Origin of the sequence: Embleya sp. NPDC008237, assembly GCF_042956465.1 — a bacterium.
Lineage (GTDB): Bacteria > Actinomycetota > Actinomycetes > Streptomycetales > Streptomycetaceae > Embleya.
This window is the reverse complement of record NZ_JBIBGL010000025.1, coordinates 13,459-32,125: the sequence shown is the minus strand read 5'-3', so window position 1 is coordinate 32,125 and position 18,667 is coordinate 13,459. Positions and strand designations below refer to the sequence as shown.

Annotated in this window: 10 protein-coding genes; 4 read left to right on the top strand and 6 right to left on the bottom strand. The window is 71.0% G+C overall.

Annotated features, from left to right (window positions below):
* Positions 1-84: 84 nt before the first annotated feature.
* From ACFZBU_RS42530 to ACFZBU_RS42515, 4 genes are read right to left on the bottom strand one after another with little or no spacing between them, the layout of a single operon-like run.
* Positions 85-1,353 carry a hypothetical protein gene (locus ACFZBU_RS42530; protein WP_391589157.1) on the bottom strand — a complete coding sequence of 423 codons (1,269 nt, stop codon included), beginning with the start codon at positions 1,351-1,353 and terminating at the stop codon, positions 85-87.
* Positions 1,350-4,823, bottom strand: coding sequence for a hypothetical protein (locus ACFZBU_RS42525; RefSeq protein ID WP_391589156.1), 3,474 nt, complete (start codon positions 4,821-4,823; stop codon positions 1,350-1,352). The genes ACFZBU_RS42530 and ACFZBU_RS42525 overlap by 4 nt, the downstream gene beginning before the upstream one ends.
* 26 nt (positions 4,824-4,849) lie before the next feature.
* The gene (locus ACFZBU_RS42520) at positions 4,850-7,051 is read right to left on the bottom strand and encodes a hypothetical protein (protein ID WP_391589155.1); all 2,202 of its coding nucleotides are present in this window, start codon (positions 7,049-7,051) and stop codon (positions 4,850-4,852) included.
* A 14-nt stretch (positions 7,052-7,065) separates the two neighbouring features.
* A complete protein-coding gene (locus tag ACFZBU_RS42515; RefSeq protein WP_391589223.1) occupies positions 7,066-9,930 on the bottom strand; it encodes a DUF6603 domain-containing protein in 2,865 nt (954 codons plus the stop codon).
* Positions 9,931-11,408: 1,478 nt separating this feature from the next.
* Between ACFZBU_RS42515 and ACFZBU_RS42510 the strand changes: the two genes are divergently transcribed.
* The 3 genes from ACFZBU_RS42510 (at position 11,409) to ACFZBU_RS42500 (ending at position 14,891) form a co-directional block, all read left to right on the top strand.
* A complete protein-coding gene (locus ACFZBU_RS42510) occupies positions 11,409-12,308 on the top strand; it encodes a DUF72 domain-containing protein (RefSeq protein ID WP_391589154.1) in 900 nt (299 codons plus the stop codon).
* Between the two features lie 346 nt (positions 12,309-12,654).
* Positions 12,655-14,214, top strand: a complete 1,560-nt coding sequence (locus ACFZBU_RS42505; RefSeq protein ID WP_391589153.1) for an MFS transporter — start codon at positions 12,655-12,657, stop codon at positions 14,212-14,214.
* Positions 14,211-14,891, top strand: a complete 681-nt coding sequence (locus ACFZBU_RS42500; RefSeq protein ID WP_391589152.1) for a TetR family transcriptional regulator — start codon at positions 14,211-14,213, stop codon at positions 14,889-14,891. Before ACFZBU_RS42505 ends, ACFZBU_RS42500 begins: the two co-directional genes overlap by 4 nt.
* A gap of 141 nt (positions 14,892-15,032) precedes the next feature.
* Here ACFZBU_RS42500 and ACFZBU_RS42495 read toward each other — a convergent pair whose 3' ends face one another.
* Both ACFZBU_RS42495 and ACFZBU_RS42490 read right to left on the bottom strand, forming a co-directional pair.
* On the bottom strand, positions 15,033-16,220 hold the full coding sequence (locus ACFZBU_RS42495) for an FAD-dependent monooxygenase (RefSeq protein ID WP_391589151.1): 1,188 nt from the start codon (positions 16,218-16,220) through the stop codon (positions 15,033-15,035).
* Between the two features lie 236 nt (positions 16,221-16,456).
* On the bottom strand, positions 16,457-16,918 hold the full coding sequence (locus ACFZBU_RS42490; RefSeq protein WP_391589150.1) for a winged helix-turn-helix transcriptional regulator: 462 nt from the start codon (positions 16,916-16,918) through the stop codon (positions 16,457-16,459).
* Positions 16,919-17,174: 256 nt separating this feature from the next.
* Here ACFZBU_RS42490 and ACFZBU_RS42485 point away from each other — a divergent pair, with 256 nt between their 5' ends.
* Entirely contained in the window at positions 17,175-18,542 is a 1,368-nt protein-coding gene (locus ACFZBU_RS42485) for an MFS transporter (RefSeq protein WP_391589222.1), read from the top strand.
* Positions 18,543-18,667: the final 125 nt, after the last annotated feature.

Sequence of the window (18,667 nt, the reverse complement as noted above, 5' to 3'; positions counted from 1 at the left end):
GAGACGGACCCGCAGCCGGTCACGTGATGGCAGTGCCCAGCGGGTTCGGGCCACGGGCCCGGCGGTTTGGTTGCCTGTCCGCGTTCACTCCGCAAGTTCTTCCTGGGGGGTGTCGGCTTTGGTGGACTCCTCGGTCGTGGGGGTCCCCCAGTGCTCGCTCGGCGTCACGCGGCCGGCCTCGCCCAAGGGGACCCAGCGAAAGCTGGGCGAGATGCCGCCTTCTCGGATTTTCACCCAGTACGCGCACTCGGTTCCCTTGACCACGGGCAGACTCGCCGTGTTGCTGCCGTCGGCTCCGGCGGCAGCCGCATGTACTTGGGCGATGTGGGTTTCCTCGCCGAGAACCGTTCGCAGCGTCAACGTCGACGAGCTGACGCTGCCGACGGTGGTGATCTTCCCCATCAGGAAGCCCGAGGTCGGTGCGGTGAATGTGTAGTTCTTGCCCGGCATGTATCTCAGCGACTGTCCTCCACGGAAGAGATCCACGGGGCCGTTGCCTGTGAGGGTTCCGCCGACGGTGACTGCCCCGTCTGCGGTGATGGTGTCGCGGACGGTAAGGGTGCGCACGACCAGATCGGGCTCGTCGACTGTCACGCCGGTACTGAGGGTTCGTTCGACGGGGTTGTTGCCGGACTGGGTGGTGCCACGCAGGTAGAACATCGTGCTCGCCCTGACGTTGGGGACGTCGTAGGTGCGTACGGCGGTGACGTCGATCTCGGCGGCGCCGCCGTAGAGGAGCTTGTAGGTGGCCCCTGCGGACGCCTCCCACGTGAGTTTGACCGTGCCGCCGTTGCCCACGACCCTGGGCTCGGCGGTCAATTCGCGGAGGTAGAAGTCGGCGGGGAACTTGCCGATGCCGAACGTTGTCCGGTCGGTCTTCCATGCTGAAGTTCCCACCGTGCGGTAGGAGAGTTCCAGGATGACGGGGGCGCTGCCGACGACGCGGTTGATCCGGATGCCGTCGAGTTGGATGGTGAGGCCCTGGCCGGGTTCGATCGTCGCGACGCCCGAGGGCGGGGCGAACACGATGCGTTGGCCTGCGGGATCGCTGGTCGCGGTCCAGCCGGGCAGGCTGGTCTGCGCGGTGATCCCGGTCAGGTCCAGGGCCAGTTCGGCGGAGGCGGTGCCGGTGGGGATGTACGCGGTGAGTTTGTTCGCTTCGATGCCCGAGCCCAGGTGTCGGCTGCCGACGAAGACCAGGTTGGCGCGTTCGACCGCTCCTTCTGCGGGTGACACGCGTACGGGATCAGGGAGGGTGGTCGGTTCGTAGACCAGGACCGTTCCCGCCGCGGCTGCCTCGGGGTCGCTTCCGTCACCGGGCGAGGCGGCCACGGATTGGAGGACCAGGCTCATGCGTCTTCCCCATTCGTTCGCGTCGCCATGGCGGCGTCGTCCAAGACCATGAATCCCGACCGGATCTGCGCGGCCCCGGCGGGCATGCCCGTGGGGTCGGGCACGGTGATCGGGAGCTTTTCCCACGTGTCGCCGGCCGCTTGGGCCCACGACCAGGAGCCGGTGGCCGTGGCCGGGTGCGGCATGATCGCGGCGCCGTCCACGACGGATGCGAGCATCGGTCCGGTGCGGAAGCTCACCGACATGCGGGCGAGTGCCTGTGCGGTGAAGTCCTGCGGGACGTGCAGGGTGCCGACGGGGAGGATGTCGGTGGTGGCGTGGACGGCCGCGCGGGGGTCGACGAGGAGGGTGGCGACGGCGCTGCTGTCGCCGCCGAAGGACAGTCGCAGTCGGGAGCCGTCGTCGATCCACCGCAGGTAGCCGTTCGAGGCGCCCTTGGGTGGGACGACGGTGTCGAAGTGGGTGTAGTCGTCGTCGAGGACGTAGCCGACCAGGCCGTCGTCGGTGTGGGTGGCCTCGCCCAGGCGGATCGTCCAATCGTAGGTGGGCAGTTCCGGTTCGTCCGGCGCGAGGACCTGGGACCAGGCGATGGAGCGCCGGGCCGGGCCGTGCAGTTCCAGGTCCAGTCGTGCCCGGACCAGTGCGAGGGGGCGCCCGAGGAGGAACCCGAGGCCGGGGTCCTCGGGTCCGTCCGGGTCGATCGACGCCAACGCCTCGTCCAGCGTGGCCCGCACCGCGTCCAGGACGTCGGGTCCGCCGTCCTCGATCGCTGTGAGGAACCGCGCGGTGTGGGGGGAGATCGCGGCCAGTTCCGGCAGGGAGGTGATCGTGGACCCCGGGAGGTTGGCCCAGTGTACGATCCGCGGGCCCTGGGCGGTTTTGATCGTGCGCAGTTCGCCCAGGGCGACGCCTGCGGGGTCGAAGCAGACCAGGGTGCGGTCGAGTCGGTTGTGGGTGAGCCACGCGCACACCGGGTTGGTGCCGGGGGTGATGTCGACCTGTTCGTCGCGGGTGGCGTCGAGGAAGTCGAAGCGCAGGCGGGCGGGTTGGAGCAGGCGGGGGGACAGTTCCGCGAACCGCTTGGCGGCCAGTTCCTCGACCGGGAAGTCGGGGACCATCGTGGTGGGCAGGACCGGCTCGAAGTGCAGCGGGTCGGAGATCAGGTTGACCGCGCGCCCGAACCGGTCCACCACCGACAGTCCCGTGAACGCGATCTGTCCGGCGCGCAGTTCGTGGAAGCGCGAGTCCTCTGGTTTTTGCCACGGGAACTCCGGGGCCTTTCCCGGGACCGGTGGCATCGCCGAGGTGTCCCCGATCAGGGTGCCCAGGTCCCCGTCCGGCTGCGGTGACACGCTCGGGTCGCGCTGGTTCAGCGCGGCGCCCAGCCCGTCCAGACACTGCGACAACAAATCCTCCGTACGCGCTTCCTCACGCAACCGGGCGATGACGTCGGCGGGCAGGTCGCCGCGGTGGGCTGCGTAGGAGGCGAGGTGACCCTCGGTTTCGTGACCGGCGGTGGGAGCGAGGGTCTGGCGGCCCTGGATGGTGATGGCCTCGGGGATCCGTGTGCCCTCCTCGCGGCGCCACCGATAGCGGGTGCCGTCGAAGTGCCACCGCTCGGCGCCGCCCTCCCGGTAGGCGAGGGGGGTGTAGTCGGCTTCCCACAGCAGGTACAGCGGCTGCCACGGCTGCCGCCACGGCCCGGTCCCGTATTCGGGCAGCGCGCCCGTGACGGCGCCCAGGTCGCCGTCCCCGGCGGCGGCGCGGGCGCGCGCGAGAAGGAAGAACTCGGTGAGTGCGGCGGGGATTTCGGCCGGCAGGCCGCTGGTGTTGACCTGGGCGACGTCGGTGGTCACCGATCCCGCGTTGTGCGATCCGATGGCGGTGACGAGGCGGTCGGTGGTGCGGCACGGCAGCAGCGAGCCGCGGGTGAGCGGGGCGTTGAGGTGGGAGCCCTGGAGCAGGACGACCGGGTCCGCGCTCGCCTCGTACGGATCCCGTGGTGCCCGGGTCAGGGCGCGTGAGCGTGCCAGGCCGTTGGTGTCCGCGAACTCGCGGGCGCTTTCGGCGAGGTTGTCCGCGGTGGTGCCCCACGGCATCCGCGACCGCAATTCGCCCAACTCGCCGGCGAGTTTCGCGACGATGCCGGCCGCGCCGTCCGGGTTGGCGGGTTCGAGTTCGTCGGTGATGGCCTCGGCGAAGTCGCCCGGTTGCTTTGGTTCCAGTGACAGGGCCCACAGGGTGTACAAGCGCTCCTGCGCGGTGGCCAGGCGTCGGGCGAGGGCATCGTGGGCGGCCTGCGTTTTGTTGAGGTCGGCCACCACGCGATCTTCCGCGGCGCGTTGGTCGGCGGTGAGCGCGACGCGGGTGGTGGCATCGCTGTCGGCGTGGTCGACGACGCGCCAGGTGTATCCGCCGGCAACAGGGCCGAATCCTGCGTGGTGGGCGGTGCGGTCTGTGATGTCGTCGCCGGCGCCGTCGGAACGGTCCAGCGCGTCGAGGGTGCCGAGAGCGAAGGCCCGGAACATGCGGGCCTCGTCGTCGCCGAGCGCGCTGGGACCGGCGTTGTGGTCCTGGAGGCCGGCCATCGCCTCGCTGACGCTGTTGCCGACCGCCACCGCGATGCCGTCCGGCCCGGGGCAGTCGGACTCGGGGACGGTGCCCTCGGGGTCCCAGGCGATGTTCAGGGCGCTGCCGGTGTAGAGGGTGCGGTCGATGGTGCTCGTGGCGGTTGGGGCGGACCACTCCAGGCGCTCGAGGAGGTCGTCGAGGGAGCCGTCGCGGCCGGCGAGGATGTCGTCGCGGCCGGGGTTGGAGTACCAGCCGACGACGTGGTAGCTGAGGGTGTCGGCGCCCTCGTCGGCGAGGTCCTCGAGGGTGTCGTGGAGGGAGAAGACGTTCTCGTTGTAGGGCTGGAACGCGGAGAACGTGGTCAGGCCGGGGCCGATCGCGGTCAGGAACGGCTCGGCGGATTCGGCGGGTTCGCGCCACGGCGTGGTCGCGGTGACGTCGTGTCGCAGTCCGATCAGCGTGGCGCGCAGTCGGTCGGAGTGCGGGTCGGCGAAGGACACGGTGCCCTCGACGGTGTCGGGGCCGTCGTCGGCGGTGCCCAGGTGGTCGCTTTGCACGAGCCAGGTGCGGACCTGGCGCCCGCCCGGGCGGTAGCGCACGACGAGCCACCGGTTGGGCACGAGCGGGAAGTCGCCGATGCCCTCGCTCTCGTCGTGGGCGCCGCGGGTGAGGGCTTCGGGGAGTTGCCATTGCAGGTAGATCCCGCGCCGTTCCCGGTCGCCGGGCCACAGTTCGGTGTCGAAGGGGGCGGGTTCGGGGGCGAGGTTCTCTTCTTCGAGCATGCGGAAGTTGGTCTGCCAGCGTTGGAAGACGTAGGTGCCGTCGGTGTCGCGGGTCTGGGTGTTGACGGCCAGTGCGGCCACTTCGACGGGAACCACGAGCGTGGTGAGCGTGGACATGGGTGGTGTGCTCCCCGGGGTCGGGTTCAGGAACGGTCGAAGATCTGCACTTGCGGTCGCTTGAGCATCTGCAGCGCGAACTGCGCGGAGGAGAGGGGGGCACCGCCGTGCGCGGCGGACAGCGCGGGCAGCAGGGCGTCGCCGGGCCCGGTGATGTTGAGGACGTCGTACCCGTCCGACTCCGGCTCGGGCCGCAGGAACCGTCCGAAGCGGTCGTCGGTGGGGTCCGTCGGGAACTCGCCCGCCGGGTAGCCGATGTTCGGCCCGCTGATCTTGCGCAACTCGATCGTGCCCAGGTCGCCGAACCCGAAGTGCAGGCCCTGCGGGGGCTCGGCGAGGGTGAAGCCGCCGATCGGGCCCGCATACAGGAACACCTTGACCTCGGTTCCGTACACCGCCTCGCGCAGTGGCTCGACGACCGCGCCGTTCGCGTCGTAGGCGGCGGCGACCATCTTGGGCCAGTTCGGGATCAACACGGAGTGCACCAGCACGCCCGAGACCGGGGGCGCGGCGACTCCAGCGGCGAGGGAGTTCAGGTCCAGGTCCAGGGCGTGACCGACGCCGACGCTGAGCGCGCCGTCGATCGCGGCGCGCACCCAGGCGGGGTCGACGTGGAAGAAGCGGATGCTCTCGGGTGGCAGCAGCATGTCCATCAGTGGCACCAGGTGTTCCAGCGGGACCATGTCCAACACGCGCAGCCGGTCCAGCCACTGTTCCACCGGGCTCAGCTCGGGAGCGAGCGCCTCGCGCAGCACACCGCGTACGTCGGCGTTGCTCAGCGAGGCGCGGATGTCGGTGACGGTCGCCGTCGTCCGGCGCGTGCCGCGGCCGGCCGGTCGGCGTCGTCCGGCGGCCACGTCCGCTCCGGCGTGCCGCAGTGCGCGGGTGAAGCGCGCGCCGCCGTCGTCGAGCAGGAGGCGGTCGAACGCGTCCCGGGTGGTGTTGCGGGTCAGGTCGGAGGCGGTGACGGCGAGGCCGTCCGCACGCGGGTGGAAGACCATGCGTCGTGCCGCGTTGCGCGCGGCCTTGCGGAACTCCAGGAGCGCGGTGCGAAATTGCGCGTCGGCGAGGGCGAGGCTGCGGCCCAGGGTGAACGCGGCGGCGTAGGAGGTGTCGAAGACGCCGTGCTCCTCCAGGTAGATCAGCGCCTCGTCGGCGGAGTCCAGGCGCGGCGCGGCGGGCGCGGGCAGCGGTTGCGCGGGCGCTGCGGTGAACGGCCCGCGGTGGAACGCGAGGGTGCGCTCCCCGGTCTCCAGGCGTTGCGGGAGTGCGACCGTGCCGGTGGCCAGGCGCTCGGCCACCTCGCGTTGAGCGGGGGTGCGTGAGGACGGGGCGGTGCCGGTGGGCAGCCGCAGCAACAGGTCCGGGGGGTCGTCGTCGGCGCGGCCTTCGGTGGCGAGGTGGTGGACCAGGTCGCCGAAGCCGATGCCGGTGTCGGGTTCGGTTTCGAACGTCCACGACCACAGCGACACCAGGCGCACGTCCCCGGGTGATTCGGTGCTGCCGCCGAGGTAGCGTTCGAAGCCGTCGAGGGAGACGACGTGGACCACGTGCCGGCCGGCGTCGACGTCGGGGAAGCGGTTGGCGACCACGACCGAGTTCAGTTCCTCCTCCAGCGGTTCGGGGTCGGTGCCGGCGACGCGGGTGGCGTCGGGTGGTCCGCCCTCGCGCGAATGCGCGAGCAGCCCCAGCTCGTCCGGGCGCGGGACGATCGCGGTGAACAGCGCGCCGGGGACCAGGATGGTGTTGCAGGCCAGGTCCCATTCCTCGTCGAAGAGTTCGCCGGGCGGGATCGCCGGCGGGCGGCCCGGGTGGGTACCGGCGAGGAGTTCGCGCACGGTGATGACGTCGACCTTGCCCAGGGCGTTCGGGTCGTCGGGGAGTTCGCCCTCGCGAAAGACCAGGAGCGCCATCCACGGGACGCTCTTGTGGTGCCCGTCCAGGGGACGGAACCACGGCACGGCGGGGGTGTCCATGGTGATGTGCGGCAGGACCTGGCTGTAGAGGCCCTTGGATCCGGGGGCGGGGTAGCAGGCGAGGACGTCGGTGGGCGCGATGGAGAACCGTAGTTCGCGGACGTCGAAGGGTTGGCGTCGGGTCGGGAGGCGGTCGGCGGTGTCGATGCCGGTGATGCCCTGTTCGATGGTGAGGTCGTACTTGCCCGCGTACAGGGACGGGATGCGGTGGTCGAACAGCCGCATGCGGTGCTGTGGGTTCGGCGCGGTCACGGCGGGTTCTCCTTTCAGCCGGCGGGCACGAGCATGGGCTCGGCGGTGAACGCGGTCGCCGCGGCGGCGGCGAAGGCGGGCAGGTTCGCGTCCAGCGGGCCCAGGTCCAGGCCGGCCTCGGCCATCGCGGCGGCCAGCGCGGTGCGCGCGGTGCGCCGATCGTCGGCGTCGACGGTGGAGGCGATCGTGGCGATCACGCCGCCGTCGGTGGGGCGTTGCGGGATGGGTCCGGTCGGTCCGGTCGCCGGGTCCAGGGGCAGGGGGCCGTCGGGCGTGACCGGGTCGAACTCGATGGCCTTCTCGCTGATGTAGCCGGTGGAGGTGCCGTTCTCCGCGGCGGGCGAGGCGAAGCGGGCGCCGATCAGCTGTTCGGGGATCAGTTGTTCGCCCGGAGTGGGAAGGTTCTCCTGTTTCCCGGTGCCCCACAGCGCCCGGGGCACGTTTGCGGTGATACGCGAGCGCCCCCACTCGGGCAGATCCACTGGCGCCGTGTCGTAGGTCAGGGACACGCGTTGCACGCTGGTGCGGCCGGTGGCGCCCATCGGGCGGATGGCCAGGGGGTCGCCGGTCTCGGCGGGAGTGGTGGAGTCTCCCAGGAACAGGTGGGTGACCGGGACGGCCGAATCGGTGGTGAACTCGAACCCGGCCGAGGACACCTGCCACGCGCCGACACGGCGTTGGCCGCGGGCGGCGATGTAGCGGTCGCTGATCAGACCCGCCCCCGGGATGGCGCGGACGGTGTTGTCGGCCGGGGGCAGCATGTCCTTGAACCGGTCCCAGTCCAGCTCGTTCCCGGTGCCCTGACGGCCGGAGCCGAAGCCGATGGTGAACGAGATGAACCACAGGTGCACGGTGGCCTCGCCGCCGGTGGGCGGGCCCCACACTCTCAGGCTTGCCCCGACCTCGACGGTGATGGTGATCTTGACGAAGAGGATCTTGATGCGGGCCTGGACACCGATGCGGACGCTGATGCCGACGTCGAAGTAGAACGGTTTCCACTGCACGAGCGCGTCGACCTTGGCGATCAACCACGCGCGCAGCGGCCCGGATTGAAAGCGAACGTCGATGCCGCCGCCCGCCATCACCGCGGAGGGCGTGATCGCGAAGTACGCGCTGCCGGAGATCGTCACCGCCCCGGCCAGGTCCCAGTCGAACCCCAGCCGCGCGGGCGCCTTGTAGTGGGTGGGCCGCTGGTAGCTGGGGTGGTAACCGCCCATGGTGAACACGAAGTCACCCGCGTTGGGGCTGGGTCCGTACCAGACGGTGAGTGCGACCGCGCCGCGCAGCCGGCAGTTGGGGTCGAGCACGTAGGAGCTGGGGGTGATCGCGGCGCCCAGGCTCAGTTCGCCCTTGTGGGGTTTGATCACCGCCTCGATGGCGAGTTCGGCCTTGGCGTACTTGCGGTCCGCGTCGCGCGGGAAGGACGTTCCGCCGATCCCCAGCAGCGCGATCGTGAAGTCCGCGCCCGTCTGCACGATCACCATGGCGTTGCCCTGGATGAGCTCGAACGCGCTGAACGCCAACCCGGCGGCGACCCACAACTCGTCCTGCATCGGTGTCACCCATGGGCTGGTGCCGCCGACGAGGGAGTTCAGCACGGACACCGGGTCGGCGTCCTCGGCGCCGATCGCGGCGGGGTTGTCGAGCGCGACGACGAACGGGAACGTGCCCACGTCCTCCACGCGCGGGATCCGGATCCGACTGTTCCAGCCGAAACCCAGCGCGATCCCGCGGATCTGGAACGGCGGCGGCCCGATGCCCTTCTCCGCCCCGAGCGAGCCGAACGCGAAGAACGACGGATCCACCGAGGCGTTCTCAGGGATCACATAGGCGCCCATCGCCGTGCCGTGCAACGCGCCGGTGTCCACCAGCAGGACACCGCCCAGGATCGTCTTGTACTTGGGATCCTCGGACTTGATCGCGGTCAGCGCGCCCGCGATCTGCACGGGCGGGTTCGTGTAGTTGACATCGATGCCGGTGTCGCCGGTCGGGGCGCCGATGTCGGACCAGCCGAGCGTGCCCCGCCGCGACGCGCCGGGGGCCAGGACGGTGAAACCGTCCGGGCCGGCGATCGCCCGGGCAGGCGGACGCAGCCCCGAACCGCGCCTGGTGACGGGCGGTTTGTCGGTACGGGCGGGAAGCGGACGGCCGAGACCGTCGCGCCGGTCGGGGTCCGCGTCGCGAGGCGCGCGGACCCGGTCCGGGCGTACCGGGACCAGGCGCGGCCCCGGAAGCACGAGCCAGGCCCCGCCGGGCAGGGCGCCCGCGATCGCGGGCGGTGGGCCCGCGTCGGCCGCGGCGAGGAGTTCGCCCGCCCGCGCCAGTTGTTCAGCCGTCAGGTCGCTCGCCGCGGCCAGGACCTGCCAGCCCTGGGACTGGGCGACCAACAGCGGGAGGGCGCCGCCGAGCACGGCCACACGACCTCCGGGGCCGTGGGCGGACAACACGGGATCGAGCCCGTTGTGCGTCGTGGTCACCACGGTGGCGGCCACCGCGTCCGGCAGGGTCGGACACGCGACGCCAAGGCGGCGGGCCAGCGCTTGGGCGGCGACACCGGGTGCCGGGTATTCGGCGGTGATCCTGACCCCGGACAGGACACCGTTGTCGTGCTCGAAATCCACGCGAAGCCGGACGGGTTCGTCCGACCAAGCGGTGGTGGCGGTTCCCGCGCACAACAACGGGGCGTCGTCACCGTCGTCGCGATCGCCGCCGTCACCGTCCCCGCCCCCGTCGGTGCGGTCCAGGCGCAGAACCGCGTCGGGGAACCACGTCTCGAACGGGTCGGGCGACAGTCCCAGCGTCTTGCCCGCGAGTTCGACCCGCCGCCCACCCCCGCCGTCGTTCTCGGCGAGCAACGCCCGCAACTCCTCCACCAGCATGGCCACGCGGTGACCCCTTCCCACTCGACGACGTCCACGGCCCCCGAGGTCCCGATGCGGGCCGGCGGCGGTGGTGGAACGACAATCCGGGCATGCGCAAGCGACCGAGACGGTGGTGTCGCCCCGGTCGGCGACCAGGAAAGACGGGGATCACCGGAAAACCACGACCGCATGATCACTGTACGTAGACCAGACACTACGGGTAGCGATTGACGGGCGGTAGGTGCGAAACCGGCCGAAGCGGACCGGCGATCCGAGACTCCGGCGGTTGGAACATCCGTGCGGCACCGGTCCCAACGACCAGCTATCAATCGACTGGAGGCACTGTGAGCGCTGCCACCGGCGGTCGGGGATGGCGACCGGAAAACGCGGGTGGCGCGAGCCAGGTCGGCTGCCCGGGCCCGGGCCTGTACGGCATCCACCCCTCCGAGCGCCCGGGCAACCGCCAACCGCTCCTGCCGCAAAGTCGACGCCATCACCTCGGCCATCTCACACAACGTGGCAACGGCGGTCAGAGGCGGCGGAAGGCGCCGGCTTCGCCCGCGAAAGCGACGGGACGGCCGGCCTCACATCGGCCTCACATTGCCGTCCGGTCTGTTGCAGTCGGCGCGCTGTTGAAAGGCCGACGGTGCAAATCCCCGGTCAGGTAAATGGGGAGGAAATCGGCGGCACTATTTTCGACGTCCCTCGGACAGTCGGCGGCGGATTGAACGCGCAGCAAGCCGAGCGTGCCCGGTTTCTCCGGCCATTCTCGCCCGATCGCCACGGATCGATGGTGCTGCGACGATCCCCGGATACGCCGTGACCCGCAGCAACGACTCGACGGGTGGTGCTTGCTCGGTCGCCCGGGGCATGAGCGCAAGGTGCGTGAATCCGACGAGTCGCCTCCCTGGTTGAGGGCGGTCGGGGCGTGCGCGCCCACCTCGAAATCCGTGAGATGGCGTGAAATCCGGGTTCTCGACCTCACCCACGCGGGCCGGGCCCGGCTCCCCCGCGTCGGCGACATGGCGTCGTCCCGGGCGCGCGGGCCACCTGCTTGCCGGGCTTTGGGCCTGGAGACGGTCACGGATCGGCCCGCGACTGGTTCGCCCGGCACGTGCCGGCCGGCTGTGGCATCGCCGGGCCTGTCGTCCTCCGGCCGCCGGGCCCGGCGACGAACGGTGCCTGACGGCCCGTCAAGTGTCGGGCGGCGGCACGGTGCCGGGGCCGTGCCCGGACTCCACCGGACAGCAATAGGGCCCGGTTGGAACGTGTCTTACGTAGTGGGGCCGTCGTCGTTCGTGGCAGGTGATGGCCGCGGTGAGGGTGCGGAAGGCCAGGTCGAGAAAGCCGGCTACACCGAAAACTCAGGCGGGTGATTCGGGTCGGCGGGTGCTGGCCGGCGGGGGCGTGGTGTCGCGGTCGGCGCGGGAGTTACGTGTGCCGGCGGGCCGGGGGCTTGTGGGCTGGATGGCGTTGGTTGATGGGGTCGTCGTGGGGTGGGCATCGAGTGGTCGGTGGGGGGCAGGGGTTGGGGCGTGGTGCGGATACGGGTGGGGAGCTGTGGGTGGACGGATCGGGGATTGGTGGATGCCGGGTGGTATCCGGCGGGGTGTACGAGTGCGGAGGCACGGCTGCGCTATTACGCGTCGCGGTTTTCGCTCGTGGAGGTCGACTCCACCTACTATCACCTTCCTTCGGAGCGCAACGCCCGGTTGTGGGGCGAACGGACGCCGGAGGGCTTTGCGTTCAATGTGAAGGCGTTCTCGTTGTTGACCGGTCATCCGACTCGGGTCGATGCTTTGCCGCGAGATCTGCGTGGGTCCTTGGCGAGGGGGAGCGTGTACCCGCGCGATCTGCCGGCCGGGGTGGTCGAGGAGGTCGCCGGTCGATTTCGTTCGGCTTTGCGGCCTCTTCACGAGAGCGGCAGGTTGGGCGTGGTTCTGCTTCAGTTTCCGCCCTGGTTTCTTCCGGGGGCGCAGGCCGAGCAGTACATATTGCGGTGCCGGGAGCTGTTGTTTCCGTATCGGGTTGCCTTCGAGCCGCGTAATGGCGCCTGGGTGACGCCCGAAACGTTCGCCTTCCTTGGCAAGGAACGCATCCCCTATGTGTGTGTGGACATGCCCCAGGGGCATGTCGAGGCGGTGCCTCCGGTGGTGCGGGTCACCGCCGAGCTCGCGATCGTTCGCCTGCACGGGCGCAGCGCCCACTGGCGGGAGGGCGACGCTCGGGAGAAGTACCGCCACGACTACACCGACGGCGAACTTGCCGAGTGGGTTCCCAGGATTCGGCGGCTTGCGCGGGACGCCGAGGAGGTTCATGTGCTCCTGAACAACTGCTGCGGTGCCACTGCTGTCACCAATGCTGCGGCTCTTCGCGAGATGTTGATGGTTGCCTGAGGCGCGATATCGATCCGGGGCCGGGGCGGGCGGCCCGGGCCGGGCCGGGCCGGGCGAGGTCCGGTTCCGGCCCGGCTCTGGTCCCGACTCGGTCTCGGCCCGGCCCCGATCCGACCTTGCCTCCGCCCCAGTCCCGGCCTGCTCTGGTCCAGCGCGCGACCCAGCCCCGGCCCGCTCGCCGCCGCTCCCTGCCCGCCCCCGCCCCCCGGCCCCTGCGCGCGACCCGGCCCGACCCGCTCGGCGACGGGCGGCCACGCAGAAACAGAAAGTGAAACTGCGGTTCTATTGAACCCATGCTCCAGTTGTGACTTAATTTCTTTCGTCACCGACACGACGGGAGCACGGCATGTCGAACACCGCTGTTTCACCACGCCGCTGGTGGGCCCTGGGTGCCCTCGTCCTGAGTGCGCTGATCATTGGGCTCGACGGCACGATCATCAACGTGGCGCTGCCCACGCTTTCCGGTGAACTGGGAGCGGACAGTGCGCAGTTGCAGTGGATCGGGGGTGGCTACCTGCTCGCGTTGTCGGCCGCCATGTTGCCGATCGGGTTGCTGGGGGACCGGTACGGGTTGAAGCGGGTGTTGCTTGTCGGGATGGCGGTCTTCGGGCTCGCCTCGGCCGCCGGGATCCTGGCCGATTCGGCGGGGCAGGTGATTGCGGTACGGGCCGTGCTCGGGCTCGGTGCGGCGATGATCATGCCGCTGTCGTTGGCGATCCTGCCCAGGATCTTCGGGCCGGACGAGGTGCCGAAGGCGGTGGCGACCTGGACCGCGGCCACCGCGTTGGGCATGCCGATCGGGCCGGTCGTCGGCGGCTGGTTGTTGAACCACTTCTGGTGGGGCTCGATCTTCCTGTTCAACATCCCGGTCGTGGCCCTTGCCCTGGTGGCGAGTGCGGTGTTCCTGCCCGCCGATCCGAAGCGGGTACGGGCGACCGCCGCGCGGGTGCCGGTCGACGTGCTCGGTGTGGTGTCGAGTGCGCTGGGTATCACCGCGCTGGTGTACGGGACGATCCTGGTGCCGCAGGACGGTTGGGGCAGCCCGCTGGTGCTCGGCACGTTGCTCGGCGGGGCGGTACTGCTGGTCGGCTTCGTGTTGCGGCAGCGGCGCTTCGCGCATCCGCTGGTCGACCTCGGGTTGTTCGCCGATGCGCGGTTTCGGTGGGGCACGCTGATCGCGGTGTTCGTCAACTTCGCGGTCATGGGCATCCTGTTCGTGGTGCCGCAGTACCTGGAGGGTGTGCTCGGCAACGACGCGCTCGGCACCGGGCTGCGAGTGCTGCCGCTGATCGGCGGGCTGTTGGTGTCGGCCACGCTGAGCGAGACGCTGGTGCCCAGGTTCGGTGCCCGCGTGGTGATTTCGGTCGGTCTGGCGCTGCTCGGCGCCGGTGCGCTGCTGGGCGCCGGTACCGACGGCGGCAGCGGGTACGGGTTCACCGCCACGTGGCTCGGCCTGGCCGGGCTCGGCTTCGGGATGGCCGTGGTGCCCGCGACCAGCATGGTGATGGGGTCGCTGCCCACCGGCAACTCCGGCTCGGGTGCGAGCCTGCTGGAGACCGTGCAGCAGGTCGGCGGTGTGCTCGGGGTGGCCGTCCTGGGCAGCGTGCTCGGCGCGGGTTACCTGGACCGGCTCGTGGTGACGGGGTTGTCGGAACCGGCGGCCGACGCGGCCCGGGAATCGTTGTCCGGCGCCGACGCGGTGGCCGCACAGACGCACGATCCCGTGCTCCTGGCGTCCGCGCACGACGCGTTCATCCACGGCATGGACCTGGTCCTGCTGGTCTGCGGCGCGATCGCGCTGGTGGTTGCCGCCTTCGCGGCGGTCCACCTGCCGGGCGAGGCCGAGGACACGCCGGCCCCCACGCTGCCGGCCCCCGCTCCCGCCCACGGAGAATTGCTCGCATGAGCCCCAAGGAGACCTCGACCGAGCCTGCGCCCGACCCCGCACGCGCGCCCGACCCCGCAAGTGCGCCCGAGCCCGCAACTGCCCCCGCCGCCCCCGCCCCCGGCCTGCGCGAGCGCAAGAAGCTCAAGACCCGGCAGAGCATCCGCCGCGAGGCCTACCGCCTGTTCGCCGAGCATGGCTACGACGCGACCACCGTCGACGAGATCGCCGCCGCCGCGGACGTCTCCCGCAGCACGTTCTTCCGCTACTTCCCGACCAAGGAGGACGTGGTCCTCACCGACGAGTACAACTCGGTGTTCGGTGACGTGCTCGCGACCAGGCCGGCGGACGAACCGATCGTGGCCGCCATCCGACACGCACTGACCGAGTCGCTGGCCCACGTCTTCACCGCCGATCGGGACGAACTCCTCTACCGGAACCGGATGATCTTCACCATCCCGGCGCTCCGCGCCCGAGCCATGGACGAGTTGTTGCGCACCCAGGACGAGATCACCGCGCTGCTGGCCGAGCGCACCGGCCGCGACCCGGACGACCTGGTACTCAAGTGCGCCTCGGCCGCGATCATCGGCGTCTCGACCGCGGTGATGCGGCACTGGGTGGAACACGAGGGCATCGAGGACCTGGTCGGGCTGTACGACCGCCAATTGCACATCCTCACCGGCGGTCTCCAGGTCTGACCGACCGCTCGCGCGGGCGCGGACAACGTCGCGAGCCGCGCGTCGGTGCCGCACGCCCGGGCCGCCACCCACAGCCGCGCCGCACGCCCGCGCCGCCCCACAACTCCCCGCTCCACACCCCCCACCCCACAGCCCCGCGCCTCACAGCCGTGCCGGCACCGGGTACTCGGCCAAGGTGATCGAGGTCGCCGCCTTGGTCGTCATCTTGTCCAGGAAGCGCAGGAACGGACCGGCCGTCAGGATCCGGTAGATCCGGGTGCGCCGCTTGATCCGGCCCGCGGTCATCGGTGCGAAGAACGGGCCGACCCCGCCCGCCACCTGTCGGCACGCCCTGGTGAACTTCCCGATCGCCCGCTCGTACCCCGCGAACGCGGCGCGGTGGTCGCCGTCGGCTGCCGCGAGTTCGCCGGCGAGGACGTACGCGCAGACGATCGCGAGGCCGGTGCCCATGCCGCCGCAGGTGGCGCCGTAGCCGGCGTCGCCGAGCAGGACGACCCGACCCTTGCTCCAGGAGTCCATCACGACCATGCCGATCGAGTCCGTGTAGAACGTGTCGGCCTCGGCCAGGTCCGCCATCAACTCCTCGGCCCGCCAGCCCATGTCGGCGTAGGTCGCGGCCAGCGCCCGCTTCTGCGCCTCGACGTCGCGCCGGTCCGGGCCCGCTCCGGCGTCGGTGTAGACGCACATCACGTTGGCCCGGCCCGCCCGGGTCGGGGACACCGCCAGCCCTCGACCCGGCTCGCTGTAGATCAGGCTGCCCGGCCCGGCGCCCAGCCGGTCGGGGGCGTCGAACAGGGCCACCCGATAGCCGGATTCGCGGACGAACCGCGACTCCTCGCCGAAGACCAACCTGCGCACGTTCGAGTGCAGCCCGTCGGCACCGACCACCAGGTCGAACCAACGCGGCGCGGCACGTTCGAAGGTGACGTGCACCCCGTCGGCGGTCTCGGTCAGCGAGGCGATCGAGTCGTCGAAGACGTACTCGACGTCGCCCTCGGTCAGTTCGAACAGGATCCGGGCCAGGTCACCGCGCTGGATCTCCACCTCGCCGCCGGCGAACGACGCGGGCAGGGCCACCAGTTCGCCCCCGGCCGCGTCGACCAGACGCAGCGATCCGGCGTCGGTGCGATGTCGGGTGATCTCGTCCAGGATGCCCATCCTGCGCAGCACCGTCATGTGCACCTCGCCGCGGAAGTCGACCGCCTGCCCGCCCGGCCGCAGCTCCGGGGCCCGCTCGACCACGGTGACCTGGTACCCGTACCGGTGCAGCCAGTAGGCCAGCGCCGGACCCGCGATGCTCGCGCCCGAGATCAGCACGCTCATGCCCATGGTGTTCTCCCTGCGTCCTCGGCCTGGCTCGTCCCTGCCGACGACACCGATGCTGGTCGGCCACGCTGACCGGGTACGCACGGTGCACTGACCGGCACTGACCGGCACTGACCGGCACTGACCGGCACTGCCGGCGGGTGCCGGCGGGCGGGCGGCAAGGCAAGGGAGGCGGGCGGGCCGGCCGGTGGTGGGCGGCGCGCCGAAGCGGCTTTGCCCACCGGATTCCACGGGCCGGCTCAGCGACCGGCGGAGGACGGCTCGGCGGGCAGGCCCGCCTCGGCGTCGGCGCGCGCGTCGTACCGGGCCCGGGCCTCCGCGATGCGTTCCTGGTGCTCCTCGGTCCAGGTGACCAGGGAGCGGATCGTGGTGTGCAGCGTGGTGCCCATCGGGGTGAGCGCGTAGTCCACCCGCGGCGGCACCACCGGGTAGACGGTGCGCCGGACCAGGCCGTCGCGTTCGAGTTGGCGCAGCGTCACGGTGAGCATGCGCTGGCTGATCCCGTCGATCTCCCGACGCAGTTCGGTGAAGCGCAACGTGCGGCTCTCCAGGATCGCGATGACCAGGAGCGACCACTTGTCCGCGACCCGGTCGAGGATCTGCCGAACCTCGCACCCTTCGCGGACGTCCCACTGGAGCGCGTCGTAATCGTCCTGGTTACCCACGCAGGGGGTCGGTTCCTTTGAAGTGCCTTCTTCCATGGAAGTCGATGCTGCCGAAGGATGGGGGTGGTTACAAGAGGGAACCGGGTTCGTTCGGATAACCGAGCCCCGGGGCCTCGACGCCGCCACCACACCCGCATCCAGCGTCCCGAGGGGCTGCCGCATGTCCGCATCCACGTCCTCGTCCACCCCCACCCCCACCACCGCTACCCCCTCGCCCGTTTCCGGCCAGGGGTCGGGCGAGGTGGAGGCGCCCAGAACGCCGCACACGCCGCCGGAGAACGACGCGGGACGGATGGGCGCCCGCGCGTGGGGCATGTTGATCGTGCTCTGCGGCGCGATCTTCCTGGAGGGCATCGACGTCGCGATGCTCAATGTCGCGCTGCCGACGATCCGCGAGGACCTGGGCATGTCCACCGGCGCGGTGAGCTGGGTGATGAGCGCGTACGTGCTCGCCTACGCGGGTTTCATGCTCCTGGGCGGGCGTACGGCCGATCTGCTCGGTCGGCGACGGATGTTCGTGTTCTGGCTGGCCGTCTTCCTGGTGTTCTCCGGCCTGGGCGGGTTCGCCACCGAGGGCTGGATGCTGATCGTCGCGCGCTTCGTGACCGGCGCCTCGGCCGCCTTCATGACGCCCGCCGGGCTGTCCGTCATCACCACGAGCTTCGCCGAGGGACCCCAGCGCAACCGGGCCCTGCTGTTCTACGCGGGCACCGCCGCGGGCGGCTTCTCGCTGGGCCTGGTGATCGGCGGCCTGCTGACCGCGATCGACTGGCGGCTGGTGTTCTTCGTACCGGTCGCACTGGCCGCGGTGATTTTGGCCCTGGCCCTGGCGCTGATTCCCGCGGACGGCCGACCCGACCGGGCCGGTGGGGGCTTCGACGTGGCGGGCGCGATCAGCGTGACCGGCTCGATGTTGCTGCTGGTGTACGGCGTGGTCCGGCTGGAGCACCCGGCGCGCGGCTGGGGGTGGACGATCGCGGCCTTCGCGGGCGGGACCGCCCTGCTGCTCGCGTTCGTCGCCGTCGAGCGTCGCGCCGTCGCCCCGTTGGTCCGGCTCGGCATCCTGCGCTCGGGAGCGCTGGTGCGGGCGAATCTGGGCGCGATGTTGTTCGCGGGCTCGTTCTTCGGCTTCCAGTTCGTGGCGGTGTTCTACCTCCAGGAGGTACGCGGCTGGTCGACCCTGGAGACCAGCTTCGCGCTGCTGGCGGTGGGCGCGGACGCGGTGCTCGCGCCGACGGTGACGCCGCGGCTGGTCGACCGGTTCGGCAACCTGCGGGTGATCCTGGGCGGGATGTCGTCGGCCGCGCTCGCGTACGCGCTGTTCCTGTCCATCGACGCGGACACCTCGTACCCGGTGATGTTCCCGACGATGTTGCTGCTCGGATTCGCCTTCGCGATGGCGTACGGGCCGCTCACGATCGCCGCCACGGACGGCATCGACGAGGACGAGCAGGGTCTGGCGGGCGGATTGTTGTACACCGCCTTCCAGTTCGGCGCGGCGCTGGGCCTGTCCGCGGTGACGGCGGTACTGGCCGGCGGGGGCGGCTCCGAGCTGGGCGGCTTCCGGACGGCGTTGATCGTGCCGCTGGTGGGCGTGCTGTTGGGCGCGGTGGTGACCGCCCAGGGCCTGCGCGGGCGGGATCGCGCCCCGGTCGCCTAGGCCGTCCACGGACCTCGGCGGAGGTTTGGCCTCGCTCAGTGCCCCGGGGGGCGAACCGCCCTACGGAGCCGCTCGTCGATCGATCGGATCGGCGAGCGGCTCCGGCTCGGCGCCGGTTCCGGTTC

Coding starts and splice junctions, on each gene's coding strand:
- ACFZBU_RS42530 (WP_391589157.1), bottom strand. CDS start 1,353: ATGAGCCTGGTCCTCCAATCCGTGGCCGCCTCGCCCGGTGACGGAAGC.
- ACFZBU_RS42515 (WP_391589223.1), bottom strand. CDS start 9,930: ATGCTGGTGGAGGAGTTGCGGGCGTTGCTCGCCGAGAACGACGGCGGG.
- ACFZBU_RS42495 (WP_391589151.1), bottom strand. CDS start 16,220: ATGGGCATGAGCGTGCTGATCTCGGGCGCGAGCATCGCGGGTCCGGCG.
- ACFZBU_RS42505 (WP_391589153.1), top strand. CDS start 12,655: ATGTCGAACACCGCTGTTTCACCACGCCGCTGGTGGGCCCTGGGTGCC.
- ACFZBU_RS42485 (WP_391589222.1), top strand. CDS start 17,175: ATGGGCGCCCGCGCGTGGGGCATGTTGATCGTGCTCTGCGGCGCGATC.
- ACFZBU_RS42525 (WP_391589156.1), bottom strand. CDS start 4,823: ATGTCCACGCTCACCACGCTCGTGGTTCCCGTCGAAGTGGCCGCACTG.
- ACFZBU_RS42490 (WP_391589150.1), bottom strand. CDS start 16,918: ATGGAAGAAGGCACTTCAAAGGAACCGACCCCCTGCGTGGGTAACCAG.
- ACFZBU_RS42500 (WP_391589152.1), top strand. CDS start 14,211: ATGAGCCCCAAGGAGACCTCGACCGAGCCTGCGCCCGACCCCGCACGC.